Annotated in this window: 12 protein-coding genes and 1 pseudogene; 3 read left to right on the forward strand and 10 right to left on the reverse strand. The window is 49.8% G+C overall.

The features are described 5' to 3' along the window. The 6 genes from QMA09_RS15255 to QMA09_RS15280 all read right to left on the reverse strand — a co-directional run. Nucleotides 1–346, reverse strand: a 346-nt coding sequence (locus tag QMA09_RS15255; protein ID WP_290213724.1) for an SDR family oxidoreductase, incomplete at its 3' end; no start/stop codon positions are given. 26 nt (nt 347–372) lie between these two features. Next, complete coding sequence (locus QMA09_RS15260; protein ID WP_290213725.1) at nt 373–957, reverse strand: sugar transferase; 585 nt, start codon at nt 955–957, stop codon at nt 373–375. Nucleotides 958–1,014: 57 nt separating this feature from the next. After that, a complete protein-coding gene (locus QMA09_RS15265) occupies nt 1,015–2,847 on the reverse strand; it encodes a nucleoside-diphosphate sugar epimerase/dehydratase (protein ID WP_290213726.1) in 1,833 nt (610 codons plus the stop codon). Between the two features lie 124 nt (nt 2,848–2,971). Next, nucleotides 2,972–3,739 (reverse strand): tyrosine-protein phosphatase, encoded by a 768-nt coding sequence (locus QMA09_RS15270; RefSeq protein ID WP_290213727.1) that lies wholly within the window; start codon nt 3,737–3,739, stop codon nt 2,972–2,974. A gap of 49 nt (nt 3,740–3,788) precedes the next feature. Then, a complete protein-coding gene (locus QMA09_RS15275) occupies nt 3,789–4,514 on the reverse strand; it encodes a CpsD/CapB family tyrosine-protein kinase (RefSeq protein ID WP_290213728.1) in 726 nt (241 codons plus the stop codon). 4 nt (nt 4,515–4,518) lie between these two features. Continuing rightward, the gene (locus tag QMA09_RS15280) at nt 4,519–5,244 is read right to left on the reverse strand and encodes a YveK family protein (protein WP_290213729.1); all 726 of its coding nucleotides are present in this window, start codon (nt 5,242–5,244) and stop codon (nt 4,519–4,521) included. 374 nt (nt 5,245–5,618) lie between these two features. Between QMA09_RS15280 and QMA09_RS15285 the strand changes: the two genes are divergently transcribed. Next, nucleotides 5,619–6,464: a hypothetical protein gene (locus QMA09_RS15285; RefSeq protein ID WP_290213730.1), complete on the forward strand. Its 846-nt coding sequence runs from the start codon at nt 5,619–5,621 to the stop codon at nt 6,462–6,464. 45 nt (nt 6,465–6,509) lie between these two features. Here the strand turns inward: QMA09_RS15285 and QMA09_RS15290 are convergent, their stop codons facing one another. Beyond that, a complete protein-coding gene (locus QMA09_RS15290) occupies nt 6,510–7,295 on the reverse strand; it encodes a S1C family serine protease (protein WP_290213731.1) in 786 nt (261 codons plus the stop codon). Nucleotides 7,296–7,349: 54 nt separating this feature from the next. Then, nucleotides 7,350–7,415: pseudogene (locus tag QMA09_RS17155) on the reverse strand (zinc-ribbon domain-containing protein); the annotation flags it as partial. A gap of 640 nt (nt 7,416–8,055) precedes the next feature. On the opposite strand from QMA09_RS17155, the gene QMA09_RS15295 reads away from it, so the two are divergent. Next, nucleotides 8,056–8,994 carry a nuclease-related domain-containing protein gene (locus tag QMA09_RS15295; protein WP_290213732.1) on the forward strand — a complete coding sequence of 313 codons (939 nt, stop codon included), beginning with the start codon at nt 8,056–8,058 and terminating at the stop codon, nt 8,992–8,994. A 238-nt stretch (nt 8,995–9,232) separates the two neighbouring features. Further along, complete coding sequence (locus tag QMA09_RS15300) at nt 9,233–9,457, forward strand: hypothetical protein (RefSeq protein ID WP_290213733.1); 225 nt, start codon at nt 9,233–9,235, stop codon at nt 9,455–9,457. 136 nt (nt 9,458–9,593) lie between these two features. On the opposite strand, the gene QMA09_RS15305 is transcribed toward QMA09_RS15300, so the two are convergent. Both QMA09_RS15305 and QMA09_RS15310 read right to left on the reverse strand, forming a co-directional pair. Further along, complete coding sequence (locus QMA09_RS15305) at nt 9,594–11,552, reverse strand: bifunctional 2',3'-cyclic-nucleotide 2'-phosphodiesterase/3'-nucleotidase (RefSeq protein WP_290213734.1); 1,959 nt, start codon at nt 11,550–11,552, stop codon at nt 9,594–9,596. 559 nt (nt 11,553–12,111) lie between these two features. After that, on the reverse strand, nt 12,112–15,135 hold the full coding sequence (locus QMA09_RS15310) for a S8 family serine peptidase (RefSeq protein WP_290213735.1): 3,024 nt from the start codon (nt 15,133–15,135) through the stop codon (nt 12,112–12,114). Nucleotides 15,136–15,268 lie beyond the last annotated feature (133 nt).

A 15,268-nucleotide genomic window follows, 5' to 3' on the forward strand; every position in this document is an offset into this window, starting at 1 on the left:
CTATATATTCTTCAGAGGCTATTTTAAACTCTGAATATATACCAGTGGTATGTACACAAATAATTCGTTTAACTTTATTTACTATAGCCGCGTTTGTAATTCTTAAGGTATGCCTAATACTTACTATATGAAGAATTGTATCCACATCTTTCATACAACTATCCAAAAAAATCAGATCTGTTATGTCTCCTACTACTTTTTCAACATTTAATCCACTTTGATCTATGAAAGTAGTATCGGATGATTTTCTAACCACGCAACGAATTGGTCCCTCATATTTAATATTAATCAGTTCCTGAAGAAAATACCTTCCGGTGTGTCCGGTTATTCCTGTTATTAACAGCATAAAGAAACCTCCAAAATATCACTATCTTATTTAATACCTTCTTTGACACCGTCTCTCCTTAAAACGCTAAACAAAGTCTTAACAAAAATTTCCGTATCCAAAACCGGATTCTTCTTCATAACATACTCCCCATCAATCTTAGCCTTCACCTCAATTGGCAACTCATCCCGCCCACTAATCTGTGCTAAACCCGTCAATCCAGGCAGCACATCATTCGCCTTATACTTATCTCGCTCCGCAATCAAGTCATCCTGATTCCAAAGCGCAGGACGCGGTCCAATCAGGCTCATTTCACCTTTAAGAATATTAAACAGTTGCGGCAGTTCATCCAAGCTTGTCTTACGCAGGAATTTGCCAATCGGCGTTATATATGAATCCGGTTTGTCGAGTAAATGAGTCGGCATATCATTCGGTGCGTCTGTTTTCATCGTTCGGAACTTAAGAATATTGAATTCTTTCTTGCCTTTGCCGATACGGCGCTGTTTGAAGAATACAGGTCCTGGCGACTCCATCTTAATTAGTAAAGACAGGATCAACAGCACAATACCTAAGACTACAAGTGTTGTAAGAGATAATGTGAAATCAATGATGCGTTTGAATACTGAGAACATGGCGTGTTCCCCTCTCTGAATTTCTGTTTCCTCTATATAAAAAGTGCCAAATCTTTATTACGAACTGCTAGCCAATAACTTCGAACTCTCTACATTCTTCCGATTAGCCAACCCAACCAAAGTCTGTTTAATCTCCACTGCATTCATCTCAGGCAGTTTCTCCAACACATAAAACAACTCCAGCTCACTAACCGGATTTGCCTTCCCGATGTAAATCTTCGGGAACACTTGCTTGCTCTGGATCTCGTCATCGTTCAACAACTCTTCAAACAGCTTCTCGCCTGGGCGGATGCCCGAGTAATTGATGTCGATCTCGCCTTCTGTATAGCCGGACAGCCGGATCAGGTTCTTCGCCAAATCGACGATTTTCACCGGTTCGCCCATATCCAAGACGAATACTTCGCCGCCTCTTGCAAGCGAGCCCGCTTGGATGACGAGACGTGACGCTTCCGGAATGGTCATGAAATAACGCGTCATTTCGGGGTCAGTGACCGTAACCGGGCCACCAACGGCAATCTGTTTCTTGAACAACGGAATGACCGAGCCGCGCGATCCGAGTACATTGCCGAAACGGACGGCGACGAATTTCGTGTCGCTGCGCTTCGCCAAGTTCTGGACGATCATTTCAGCGAAACGCTTCGATGCGCCCATGACGTTCGGAGGGTTGACGGCTTTGTCGGTGGAAATCATGACAAAGCTGCCGACACCCGCGATATGCGCCGCGTTGGCGACGTTTTTCGTGCCGTAGATGTTGTTTTTCACCGCTTCGGTCGGATTGCCTTCCATGAGCGGCACGTGCTTGTGCGCCGCTGCGTGGTAGACGACGTCCGGACGGTGCAGCGTCATGATGTCCATGATGCGGTCGTAGTCCTGGACGTCTGCGATGACCGGAATCAGTTCGGTATCCTGTGCAATCGTTTGCCTCAGTTCCATGTCGATCGTGTAGATCGAGTTCTCACCATGCCCAAGCAGCAACAGCTTTTTCGGGCCGAAGCGTGCAATCTGGCGCGAGATTTCCGAGCCGATTGAGCCGCCGGCACCGGTGACGAGAACCGTTTTGCCTGTCAGCTGCGCTTTAATCGCGTTCATGTCGAGCTGCACTTCGTCGCGCCCAAGCAGATCTTCGATTTTCACGTCCTGGATGTCATTGACCGATACTTTGCCAGTCATGATGTCTTCGATGAGCGGAATGGTCTGCGTGCGGACACCGAGGTCCATACACGTAGATATCAATTTCGCCGTTTCCTTTTTGCCAAGGGACGGGATGGCAACGATGACATGCTCGATGTCGTTGCCTTTGACGATTTTTGCTACTTCAGTTAGGCCGCCCATGACGCGGACGCCGTAGATGTCCCCGCCTTGTTTTCTTGTATCGTCATCAGCGAACGCCACCGGCAGCAAGCCTTTATCGGCATTATTATGGAGCTGGCGCGCGACCATTGTGCCCGCTTGCCCAGCTCCAATGATGAGCGTGCGTTTTTGGTTTTGTGTATTCTTGCCTGTGACGATGTCGCGCATCAAGCGCCAAGACAGTCGGGAGCCTCCGATCAATAAAAGATGCAGCATCCACGTGATGGCGAGTGCACGGAACAGGACGTCCCCCAGTACGATGAATTGTGCAAGTGCCAACACTGTAACGGACAATGTCACGGCTTTGAAGATGGAGGTCAGCTCGCCGATCGAGGCATATTCCCATACTTTCCGGTACAAACCGTAATACAGCGAGAACGCATGGTGCGCGATGAAGATGGTGGCAGCGCTCACCAGCAGGAATTCGCTTTCGAACGGATTGATCCACGGATGCAGAATGAAATAACCGATGAAAATGGAAAAGAAGACGATCAGCGAATCGACCATAAATAATAAGGAAATGCGGTTTTTAAGTGCCAAATAGGTCAATCCTCCCAAAAATAATACTAAGTGCTCAAAGCGTTTTATCTACTGGTTAATCTTAACACCTATTATTTGGGAATGAAAGTTGTTTTTTATCATTTTTATACTTTTTTTACTTTATTTAACCCAGGATGTCCCACCATTTTGTTATTTTAATGGATTGGGGCTCCAAAATAATGAGTTGTTCGTTGTTGACAATCCGTTCGTTGTTTTCCAGCAGAATTTCGGCAACATCGCCAAGTTTTTTCTTTTCCAAGTAATCCAGCCCTTCGATAAAATGGAACGGCCTTCTCTCCAAATGATGGACATCCGAACCGTAGACATGGATCAAGTTGGCGTTGATCAACGACATCGCGGTTTTCTGGATCGCTTTGCCGAATGTGCCGGCGACGGATCCCGCTGTCACTTGTGCGACAGCACCGTGCAGCAGCAGCTTGCTGAGCCGCTCCGGCTTTTCGATGATGCCTTGGTTGCGCTCCGCGTGCGCAATGATCGGAATGTAATTGCTCGCGATGAGTTCCTGAATGATTTGCACGGTATAAGCCGGCACGCCGTTCGACGGCAATTCCAGCAAGACGTAGCGCGACTCGGCAAGCGGCAATGCCTCCCCGCTTGCTAATCGCTCCGGCAATTTGTCGGACAGCCGGCATTCCTGGCCGCTGTATATTTCCAGCGGCAAATTCTTTTCAAGGACAAGCTGCCTAGTAGCTTCCAGCTGCAATTGCATTTTCGGCACGTCGGTTGGAAAGTTCGGGTGGTGGCCATGCGGCGTCGCGATGATGCCGGTGATGCCTTCTTCGACCGCCTGTTCGAGCAAGCCCAGCGTTTCTTCCATTGTCGCTGCGCCGTCGTCAAGACCGGCTAGGATATGTGAATGCGTATCGATCATCGATTTCCCTCCTTAACTGTCAAAGAAAAAAGTAAAAAGGAAAGCCTTTTTACTTTTCGGAGCCATAGTATTGGTTATAATAACTGTCTTTTGCGGGTACAAAGTTGTTGAGCACTGCACCGATGATGCGGCTGTTCGATGAAGCAATCGCTTCTTTCGCTTTCAGTGCCTGTTCCTTTTCCGTCTTGCCGGAATTGACGACGAGGATCGTGCCTTCGCATTTATTGGCCAAAATCTGTGCGTCTGCAACCGACAGTACAGGCGGCGCATCAAAGATAATCAAGTCATAAAGGTTTTTCAAGTTTTCGACGAGGCTCGTCATCGAGCGCGACGCCAAAAGTTCAGCGGGGTTCGGTGGAATCGGACCGCACGTCAGGAGGTCCAAGCGCTCGACATCTGTCGGGCGAACCGCTTCTTCTATAGAAGTTTGGCGCGTCAAGACGTTCGACAAGCCAACGACATTGTCCATAAAGAATGTGTGATGCGTCGTCGGTTTGCGCATATCGCCATCAATCAGCAAAACTTTCTTGCCTTCTTGCGCGAAGACGACCGCCAAATTCGCCGCCGCTGTCGACTTGCCTTCTTCAGGCGCCGCAGACGTTACGACGATTGAACGGATGTCGCTGTCAGGCGACGAGAAGTTGATGTTCGTGCGCAATGTGCGGAATTGCTCCACGACGAACGATCGCGGGTTGGTATGCGCGACGAGTTTGCGTGCTGTTTGCTGCAGTTTTCTGCGCTTTTCTTGTTTTCTTTTCTTTAACTTAGCGAACATGGGATCAGCCGGCCTTTCTTCGTGACTTATTCTTGGTGCTTAGCGGTTTTGCATCTTCGTTGATCGGTGAAATAACGCCGAGCAATGGCATATCGAGCACGTCTTCAATGTCTTGTTCGTTTTTCATACTGGTGTCGAGGTATTCAAGCAAGAATGCGATGCCGACGCCAAGCATCAATCCGACCACTGCAGCAACTGCCATATTGAGCATCGGGTTCGGCGATACTGCCGCCTGGTTTTCTTTCACTACGGCGAATGACAAGATCGACACGTTGTCGACTTTCATCAATTCCTGGATTTCTTCCTGGAAGACAGCCGCTGTTGTGTTGGCGATGTCAACGGCAATTGCCGGGTCCGGATCTTGCACCGAAATGTTCACAACTTGCGAGTTTTCCGCGTTGGAGACGGTGATTTTATTCGTCAACTGGTCGGCACTTAAATCCAATGCCAGCTGGTCGCTGACCTGGTCCAAGATGGCCGGGCTTTTGATGATGACGCTGTATGTATTGATCAGCTGCAAGTCGGTTTGAATGTTTTGGTTCAATAATGCAGCTGCTTCTGATTTTTCCTGATTGACGAGAATTTGCGTGTTGGTCTGGTAGATCGGCGTCAGGAAATTATAGCTGACGACCCCTGCAATAATAATAGCGAGGGCAGTTAAGATGATGATCAATCCCAGCCTCTTTTTCAACGTAGTGAAAAGTTCTTGTAACGAAATGGTTTCTTCCATCGATAGTCCGGCTCCTTTATCAGTAAATTGCTTTTAATAGTATAGCATGAAGTTATTCGACAAGAGAGGGTTTTATTGGAAAAATTTTTTAGGTATAATTTCTTATGGTTTAAATATTTTGTTGTAAAATGCTGGCAGAAAGACACAGGAAGCACATCGGCATGGGCTATTGGATGGAATTTCGGTGTTTATTTACAGAATCTTGCTTAAATCACTTCTTTTTACTCAGTTTTATGCTATTCTTTTTAAATAAGCCGCCTTATTAAAGCAAATATTGTTTTAGATATGGCAATTTATACATAAAAGAAGCGCTCTTACATTATTTAGAAATACATTATTGTAAATACTAGGGTTTAAATCAGGAGGAATGAAGCATGGAGAAAGTAAAGCAGTATTGGAAACAGATCGCAATTGGTTTATCAGTGGTTTTTCTGGCAATCGCAGGGTACTTGGTTTACGCGTTTGAAGTAAAAGAATACGACACGGCCGACGAGGAAGTCGACGAAATCACGAAAGATGAAATCGAAGTCGACTTGCCAGACGACACGACCATCACAGTCGATGAAGACGGCGAAGTGACAACTGAAGAAACAGATAAAGAAGAAGAGGAAGAAAAAGACGAGGAAACTACGGAAGACACAGCAACGGATACAGGAACAACCGGTTCGACTAACAGCGGATCTGCTTCTACTGCAACGGCTGCGAATACTTCAACAAGTTCTTCAGCAACACCGGCTAAAGCTTCAGCTTCTAACGGTTCTGCGAACAATGGATCATCTAACAACGGTTCATCGAACAATGGTTCATCGAACGCAAACAGCGGATCGAACAATAACACTTCTTATAACAACAACAACGCTTCCAACGGTTCTGGGCGTGTGACGGTTTCACAAATCAAAGATCGTTACGACACAGCATTGAACGGACTGGAAGATACAGCGAATGACCGCCTTGACTCTTTGGTGTCACGTGCGAAAAGAGAATACCAAAACGATGATAACGTAAGCTATGCACGCTATTACAGCAAGTATACTTCTGCTGCGGAAGAACTTGAAAACCGCGCAGATGCAGCATTTTACGCAATTGTCGCTGTGATGGAAAGAGATTTGAAAGCGAACGGCCTTGCGGCTTCGCATACGAAATCCGTGATCAACGAGTACGAAAACAAGAAGAAACAACGCAAAAACGCTTTGTTGAAAAAAGCAGCAGGCTTGAAATAATCATAGGAAAGGCCGGACAGCGATTGCTGTCCGGCCTTTTTTGGTTTATTGAGCTTTCGCGGCTTGCGGCATCGGGGCTGTCATGTCGCCGCTGCCATCGTAAGCGTCGAATACTTCCTGGACCTGTTGTTCATTCATGGGATTCGCCGCCCATTCCGCGAGCTGGCTGTCGACAGTGTGCATCGGAATCGAGAAGCCCATGCCGTCGCTTTCGACGAGCAGCAGCGAGTTGATGCCGATCACTTTGCCGGTGGCAGCGTCTATGAGCGGCCCACCGCTGGAGCCAAGCGCCATCTGGACATCAATCTGGTACAGGTCTTCGTATATAAAGTCCTGGTCGAAGTCGCGGTCGAGGCCTGTCAAATAGCCGGTCGAGGCGGTATTTTCGAAACCGGACGGGCTGCCGAGCGCGATGACTTCCGCTCCGACTTCGGCGGCTTGGGCTTCTATCGCGAGCGGCTGGGTGCCGTCGAATGCGTCAACTTGGATGAGTGCGATGTCGGACGTTTCCGAAACGCCGATGACTGTTCCCACTTCCTCGTTTCCGCTATGGTCGCGCACGAGCACTTTGTAAAAGCCGACGACGAGATGCGCGCTGGTGACGACGGCGCCATTATTGGTGTAGAGGAAGCCGGAGCCGTAGGCGGAATCGGTTTTGATGGTATAGACTTTTTCCTGCGCCGCTTTGATAATTTCGGTTTTTTCGGTGAGCCCTCCCCCTGCTTTTACTTCTTCTACGAGCGCGTCGAGGCTTTCTTGCTGCTGCTGGAGGAATTGTCCGATGCTGAATGCGGCTGCAATGAGCAGCAGCGTGCCTAATAATGCGGCCATGGAACGCGGCCGCCATAATCTCTTCTTCTTCCGGGCGAAGCTTCGGTGCAGCGGATCGCCGCAGCGGCGGCAATAGTTGGCTCCGTCCCTATTCATGTATCCGCAGCTGGCACAAAACATAGCGGCTCCTCCCTGCTCATGGTCTAGCGGTGGATTGAGTGAGACTATCGTAGGTTAATATTCTGAATATTATAAATTATATTACCATGTATGCGGGTAGATTGGTATACTTTTTAGGAGGAGCTTGGTTGGAGAGGTGTTTCTGCGGTGAGTTCCACCTTTTTGGGGGTGAGTTGCTACATTTTCTTGCTGAGTTCTCACTAAACCTTTCTGGGTTTCACCTTGGGAGGCGTGAGTTCCCACATGCGTGGAGGGAATGGTTGTGGGACGAGTTTCACCTTTGGCGGCGTGAGTTGCTACATACTCATAGTGAATTCCCACAAAACTTCATTGGGTTTCACCTTTCTTGGTGTGAGTTCCCACATGTTTGGAAGGAAGCTTTGTGTTTGGGTTTTTCGCTTTTCGCTGAAGGCGAAAAGCTGGCAGCTGTGGGGTTCGGTTTGGGGGGGATTGATCTCATGTAGTGAGTTCCACCTTTTCGGGTACGAGTTGCTACATACTCCTGCCGAGTTCTCACAAAACTTCTCTGAGTTTCACCTTTATTGGCTTGAGTTGCCACATGCTTGGAGAGAGATTTGTTTTAGCTTATGTGTGGGTTTATTTTCAATGCGGCTTTAAAAATTGGTTGGAGGGTGATGCGATGTTTATGAAGGAGCGTTTTGCGCCGGAGTTGTTGGAGAGTTTGCCGCGGTTGATGCAGCGGCTGCCGCGGAATCATGCGGCTTACGTCGCAGTGGAGCAGGATCATTATAATACGCGTGCTGGTTTTGGCGGTGAGCAGCAAGTGGATCATTTGCTGCGGCGGGCAAAATGGCGGGAGCCGCTTTTGGCAATCGGCGATTTGCAGCTAGCGGCGCAATTATGCCAGATCGATACGATTGTGGTGACGCCGCATTTTGCACTGGTTTTGGAAGTGAAGAATTTTTCAGGCACGCTTTCTTTTGATGAAAAGAGTTTACACATGAAGCAAGAAACGCGGGATGGCAAAGTTGCAGGTTATAATTCCCCGATTACGCAAGCGTTGAATGCTCAAGAAGAAGTGAATGATATATTTGAGGAATGTGCGGTTTCGCTGCCGGTATTTGCTTGCGTGGTGCTGCCGTATTCGACCACGTTGATCGATCAAGCGCCTACAGCGGTGCCTGTGATTTATGGCTATTCGCTGAAGCGGTTCATCTCCACCCTCCCCCGAACCGATTCACCCCTGTCTCCGGAAGAAATGGCGCACGTCAGCCAACTTCTCATCGATCGCCACAACCCTTTTTCCACAAAGAATTTTCAGGAATGGTATCGTTTTTCACTTGCGGATTTGAAGAAAGGCGTTTTATGCGTCGTGTGCGGCAGCCGGTGTTCAAAGGCGAGCCAGCGTATGTTTTTTTGCAGCGTCTGCAAATTGCCCGTCCGAGATGGCTATGCGCGGGCGCTTGCCGACTGGTTCGATTTTGCCGCGCCGGAGATTACAAATGCGCAATGCCGCGAGTTTTTGGGCTTGAAGGATAAGTATGCGGCTCGTTATGTGCTGGACAGGCTGGGGCTTGGACGGCGCGGTACTGGGCGTGGGGTTAGATATTATCGGTAGTGAGGTGGGTTTGAGGGTGATTTTCACCTTTTCGGGCGTGAGTTGCAGCGTATTCTTGCTGAGTTCCCACAAAAACTGTCTGAGTCTCACCCTTTTCTTTTCGAGTTCTTACATGTTTGGTAGTAGCAAAATCTTTAAAAAGGAGCATTCGCGGCGGCGAATGTTTTCTTATGTCGCTTTTCGCTGCAGGCGAAAAGCTGGCAATTTGAAGTTGATTTTGGTGAGGGGGATTCACTTTTTGGGTGAATTTCATCTTTTCGGGCGTGAGTTGCTACTGATTATTTCTGAGTTCCAACAAACTCTCTTTGAGTTTCACCTTTCTTCCCTGGAGTTTCCACATGCTGGTTCAATGTTGAATGTCTTCTTTTATCGCTTTTCGCTGGAGGCGAAAAGCTGGCAATTTGAGGTTGGTTTTGGTGAGGGGGATTCACTTTTCGGGTGCGTTTCACCTTTTCGGGCGTGAGTTACTACTTATTATTTCTGAGTTCCAACAAACTCTCTTTGAGTTTCACCTTCCTTCCCTGGAGTTTCCCACATAAGCCTCCATAGCAAAAGGCATCTGCGAATACTGCAGATGCCTTTTGGTGTTTCCGGGTTTATTATTTTAGGTCGATGCCGTATTTAGCAAAACCGTCTGTGCCTGCGCCGATGTAGGTGATGCCGCTGTCAGCGGGGATCAGGTCTTTGGCGCTTGGCGATGATTCGAATGTGGCGTTCGGGCCGGATGCGATTGGCGCGAATGACCAGTTGCCGTCAGCTGACGGGTTGATGGTTTTTTGCTCCAATAGGTAGTCGATGATCGCTTGGCGGTTCTCGTAGGCGTAGTCGATTTTTTCAGCTGCGTCACGGACGCCTGGGAAGTTGCCGCTTGCGCGGTAGTTGTTGGTGGCGACCAGGAATTCTTGTGCCGGGTCAATCGGCGCTCCGTTGAAGCTTAAGTTCTTGATGCGGTTGGCATCGGCATTGACGGTATTTCCGCTGCCATCGTATTTCGCTGGCTGCGTGACGTCGATTTCGTATTCAACGCCGTCGATAACGTCAAAATTGTATGTGCGGAAATCGGTGTTGATCAATGGCTGTTCGCCTGTTGCTGCTGGGTTGATTTGCTTGAATTGGCCTGCAGACATTTCGAGCCATTCTTTGACGTCGGCTCCGGTCATTTTCAATGCGAAGACGGTGTTGTCGAAGACGTAGAGGTCAGCGACGTTTTTGATGGCGACTGTGCCGGTTTTGATATCCGTGTAATAGCTGCTGTCGCCGCGCGTGCCCGCTTTGAACGGTGCTGCAGCTGACAGGATCGGCAAGTCGGCGTTCGCGGTGCCCGCTACTTTTTGCTCGACGTACCATGTTTGTGCGTTGTTGACGATTTGGACAGATGGATCGTCTTTCACCAATGAGAAATAGCTGTTGATCGGTGCTGTTGTTTCAGCTACTGGCTGGCGGACGTATTCGATTGTCGCTTCGTGGGCTTCTTTCACTGCTTCCACGACTTCTTCAGAGACTTCGTTGGTCGTTTTGTCGATTGCGCGCAATGCGGCTTTTTCTTCAACGACTTTCCAGTCCTGGCCATGCGGCGCTAGTTTCAAGTCGATGACACCAAGGTGGCTGCCGAATTTCCCCGGCATAACGACTGGTGTGCCGTTGATCGTGCCTTGTTCCTGGTCAACGTTAGGCAAATCGCTGTACGCTCCTGGGAATTGTGCGTGGTTATGTCCCGTGATGATGGCATCGATGCCGTCAAGTTCCGATAGCTGGTACGTGATGTCTTCTTCGCCGACTTCATGTGTTGCGTCTCCCATGCCTGAGTGGGAGAGGACGATAACGATGTCAGCGCCTTCTTCTTCCATGACTGGAAGGAATTTCTCGACGGTTTGTACCGCATCTTCCGCGTAGACTTTGCCTTCAAGATGCGCGCGGTCCCATTTCAGGATTTGCGGAGCCACGACGCCAATGACGCCGACTTGGACAGTTTTTTTCTTGCCGCGTCCGTCAATGACTTCTTTGTCGATGATTTCGTACGGGGTGAAGCGGTTTTTATTCGTCTCAGCATCATAGACGTTGGCGTTGAGCACTGGGAATTCCGCGTCGTCCATAACTTCGTCGAGGTAATCGAGGCCATAGTTGAATTCATGGTTGCCGAGTGTCGTGCCGTCAAAGTCGAGCGCTTCAAGTGCAGCATAAGCGGGATGTTTTTCGCCGTCTTCAAGTTTGTCGACGTTTGCGGTGTAGCTGCCGAGTGGCGTGCCTTGGATCAAGTCGCCGTTATCGAATAATAAGGTGTTGGCGTTTTCTGCACGTGCCTGCTCAATGAGGACGCCGGTTTTGGCGAGGCCGAGTGAGTTGGACTCTTTATCTTGGTAATAATCATAATTGACGAAATTGGTATGTAGATCGGACGTGCCTAGAATGCGAAGCGAGACTTCCTTTTTGTACGCGGGGCGTTCGGTGCTTGCTTGTGCCGCTTTACTTTCTTTTGCAGCCGGTGCAGCTGCTGATACTCCGCTTGCCGCCAGCATGAATGCTGCTAGCGCTAACGCCGCTTTGTTGTGGATCGACATTTTTCCATCTCCTCTTATTGTCAGATAGTTGAACAATTTCATTATACTTCGAGTAGTGAAGTAATTATAGATGCTAGCATTACAAATATATTACATTTTTGTAGAGATTGGTGAAATTACGATATTCCGCAAAACTGTAATTAAGTGAGGTGTCTATAAATCTTTTCACTTCACTCCAGCCGGACGCTTTCCGCGGGCACTACCTCAGCCGCTTCACTCGCTGCGCTCGCTCCAGTGTCTTCGGCACGTGCTGGCCCCGCTGGAGTCGCCGGCTTCCGCTTCGTTCAAAGGTATTTCTTAGTAGTTGACTATTTCTTCGAGAGAGCATACAGCAGCCATTTCTACACTCCAGATATGGAGCAAAACTGCCGAGACGCCTGCGGGAAAGCGAGACAGCCGAGACCCCGCAGGGAGCAAAGCGAGCGAGGAGGCTTGGCGCTCGCCCGCGGCAAGCGAGGCAGTTTTGCGGAATATCGCCTTAACACTTTCAAGAAATTTAGCTTCATCTACAAATTAGAGGGACACCCGCTGTGCGGATGCCCCTCTCCTTCTCTATTGTTTACTTCAAGATGCTTGTGGCTTTGTTGCCGGCTTCGTCTGTGACGGTTAGGGTGATGCTGTCGGTGCCTTCGGTGAAGCCGGGCAATGGGAAGCTGAAGGCGCCGTTTTGGTCGAGTGTGACCGGCACGGCGTCGCCTTCGCCGTTAAGCTGGTAGCTGGCGTGCAGTTTCGAGTTGAGGTCGTATGGGACTTCGAATTCGATCAGCTTTTTGTTGTAGTCGATGTATTTGTCGATGACGCGGCCGACTCCCTGGCCGGCGATGACGGAGCCGGAGATTTTCGGCTTGGTCGTTTTGACGATGACGGGAACGATGTAATCGTAGAGGTAGTTCCAGTCATCGCCAAGCGGTTCGGACATGTAATGCATTTGGTAGAGGCTGTCCGGAATTTTTTTCAAGGGCTCGCCGTTCCATGGGCGGTACAGACCGAGCAGCGGCATTTTGTAGGTGCCGGCCGCAAGTGTGGAAATTGCATGGACATAGCCGATAAAGCCGTTTTGGAATGCGCCGCTGCTTGGGTTCATGAGGTCGTATAATTCAATCGTGTTTTTGCCGACTGGTCCAGTCAGTTTGAAATTGATTTCGGCAAAGTCGTTGATGCCGTCGTTATTGAACGACAGGTCGTCTTCGGTAATGGAGAAATTCTGGATTTCGGCGAGTGGCATCGCGCTGAAGTCCGCAGCGAATGGCAACGACACGTCATAGTTTGCGCCTTTGATGTGCACGTAGCCGAGGATTTCATCGCCGTTGACGGTGCCTTGCTGCTTGGATGCTGTCAGGGTGATGTTCAGCTCTTGTTCGCCTTTCAATGTGAACGATGGTTTGTCGACGGTGACTTTGGCGTTGCCGAAGCTTTTTTTCGTGTCAACGGTGACTTTTAACGCGCCGCCTTTTCCGGTGATGTCTTTGACGATGACTTTTTTCGTCACGGAAATATTGCTTTTATTGAGCGGCTGATGGCCGAATGTGATGGTTCCTTTGACGTTGTCGACGACTGTGCCGGTGCCATTCAACACCGCTTTGTCATGGGAATAGGCGAGAAATTGCGGACGCGCCGCATCGTATGCCTGCACCCGGCCTGCTCCTTGCGCAAAAACATCGTATGCGTTGGTGTCGAGGATCTTCGCTGAATTGGACAAAGCGACTTTTACATCGAACGGTTTCCAGCCGGGATGGGCCTGCAGGATGAGCGCTGCGACTCCGGTGATGTGCGGCGTTGCCATCGATGTGCCGGTTTGGCGGATGTAGGCTTCGCTGTAATCAGCTGCCGGGAAGTCCGCTTTGTACATCGGCTTCGCGGACATGATGCTTGTGCCTGGCGCGATAATGTCCGGCTTGATGTCGAAGTTCGGCGACGACGGCCCGCTTGCACTGTAATCGGCAATCGCGTCGCCTTTTGTTTTCGTCATCGTGATGCCGCTGAACGATACGGTGCCTTTTGAAACAAGCATTTGCTGGCGGATTTTTTCGCCGTCCGTCTGCGACAAATCGAACGCTGGAATGTATTCGAACGAGTCGCCGAGGAAAAAGCCGCTCGGCTCGGGTGCTTGGGCGCCGTCGCGGATGTTGTGGATCAGCACTGCTTTCGCTCCCGCCTCTTTGGCGAATTTCACTTTGTCGTGGTATTCGATGGCACCGGACGATACAAGTGCCACTTTGCCTTTGACGCTCAGTTTGCTGTAATCCCCTTTCTCGCCGGCGTTCGGAATAGCAACGACGTCAAATGTGCCCGTTAATTGCTGCGCCGGGTTCTCATCGGTTTCTGACGCCATGAGATTGTGTTTTTTATTGAGCTCAAAGTTTCCGGCATTGAGCTTGACGGTTCCGCTGAAACGTTCTTCCGGAATCGTGCTGCTGCCGACGGTGACGGCAAGGCGGCTTGTGCCGGGGCTGGTGACGCTGCCGCGGTATAGGCCGCTATTGCCAGCCGCTGTGATGGCGAGCGTCCCCGCGAACATGGCGTTATTGAGCGCGAACGATTCGGCTCTCGCCTCTGAATTGCTGTTGCTGGCAAGCGATAAATTGATGATGTCGAGGTCCTGCCGCACCGCTTCTTCGATGCCCGCGATGATCCACGATTGCGAACCCATGCCGTAAGCGCCAAGGACGCGGTATGCATAGAGCTCCACTTTCGGCGCGATGCCTTTAAAGCCGAAAGTGTTGGCGCCGCGTGCTGCAATGGTGCCTGCTACGTGCGTGCCATGCGACGTGGCAAATGGCAGTTCCCAATTATTTATTTCCGACGAATCGCTTGCACGCTCAGACGGCTTTGTTTCAGAAGGGTCGTCTTCGGCACGGGCTTTTTTGTAATACGGTGAATGCGGCACGAAGTTCTTGCCGCCTTTGTAGACGCCTGCAAATTCAGGGTGGTCGGGATCGATGCCGGTATCCAGCACGCCGACTTTGACGCCCTGCCCTTCAATGCCTTCCGCCCACAAGCGATCGACGCCGAGGAACGATGTGCTCTTCGAGAAAGCCGCTGTAAACTTCTGATCCTGTTCAGTTGATGCCGTTGCGTGCATTTGGACGTCTGGCTCAACGAATGCGACTCCTTCGATTTCGAGGAGTTTCGCGAGGTCCGCCGCTTTCACGTTCGCGGAAAAGCCGTTGAGGACTTGGGTATATGAGTAACCTTCCTCATAGGCGATGCCGGTTTCAGCCATTGCGGCTTTGGCAGATGTTTGCTGGCTGACGATTGCTGCTTCGATTTTGTCGGTTTGTGCAGCGGTGACGCTCTCGCCTTTCAGCGAGCTGGCCCCGATTTCCAGGCCAACCGGCTTTTTCGAGAGATGGACGATGACCGCGACTTGCTGATCGCCGGACAAACTTTCCAAGTCCGGGTGCAACTGCGGTTCGCCTTGCAGGACATCGGTTTGTTCGACGATGGCTTCGCGCATTTCGAAGTCGCCTGCTGTCGGCGCTTTGACTGGTGGTGCGGATAATGCCGCTGCTGGCCATAACGCCGCAACTAGAAAGAAGATAAGAAGAATGGTGAATAACTGCTTGAACCCTTGGCTTTTCATCGGAAAACTCCTCCTTGTTTGTGCTATGTAATTATCTGAATTTTAACATATTTATGATATTATTTGTTGAAAATATTGGAAATGTACGAGATTATTATTATTTTTTATTTGTTAAGTTAAGTAGGCTGATATT

The organism is Planococcus sp. APC 3906 (assembly GCF_030407685.1).
Taxonomy (GTDB): Bacteria; Bacillota; Bacilli; order Bacillales_A; family Planococcaceae; genus Planococcus; species Planococcus koreensis.

What these genes read in the sequence shown, in the direction of transcription:
- QMA09_RS15290 (WP_290213731.1), bottom strand. Translation starts at nt 7,295, where the DNA reads ATGGCCGCATTATTAGGCACGCTGCTGCTCATTGCAGCCGCATTCAGC.
- QMA09_RS15280 (WP_290213729.1), bottom strand. Translation starts at nt 5,244, where the DNA reads ATGGAAGAAACCATTTCGTTACAAGAACTTTTCACTACGTTGAAAAAG.
- QMA09_RS15305 (WP_290213734.1), bottom strand. Translation starts at nt 11,552, where the DNA reads ATGTCGATCCACAACAAAGCGGCGTTAGCGCTAGCAGCATTCATGCTG.
- QMA09_RS15275 (WP_290213728.1), bottom strand. Translation starts at nt 4,514, where the DNA reads ATGTTCGCTAAGTTAAAGAAAAGAAAACAAGAAAAGCGCAGAAAACTG.
- QMA09_RS15260 (WP_290213725.1), bottom strand. Translation starts at nt 957, where the DNA reads ATGTTCTCAGTATTCAAACGCATCATTGATTTCACATTATCTCTTACA.
- QMA09_RS15285 (WP_290213730.1), top strand. Translation starts at nt 5,619, where the DNA reads ATGGAGAAAGTAAAGCAGTATTGGAAACAGATCGCAATTGGTTTATCA.
- QMA09_RS15295 (WP_290213732.1), top strand. Translation starts at nt 8,056, where the DNA reads ATGTTTATGAAGGAGCGTTTTGCGCCGGAGTTGTTGGAGAGTTTGCCG.
- QMA09_RS15310 (WP_290213735.1), bottom strand. Translation starts at nt 15,135, where the DNA reads ATGAAAAGCCAAGGGTTCAAGCAGTTATTCACCATTCTTCTTATCTTC.
- QMA09_RS15270 (WP_290213727.1), bottom strand. Translation starts at nt 3,739, where the DNA reads ATGATCGATACGCATTCACATATCCTAGCCGGTCTTGACGACGGCGCA.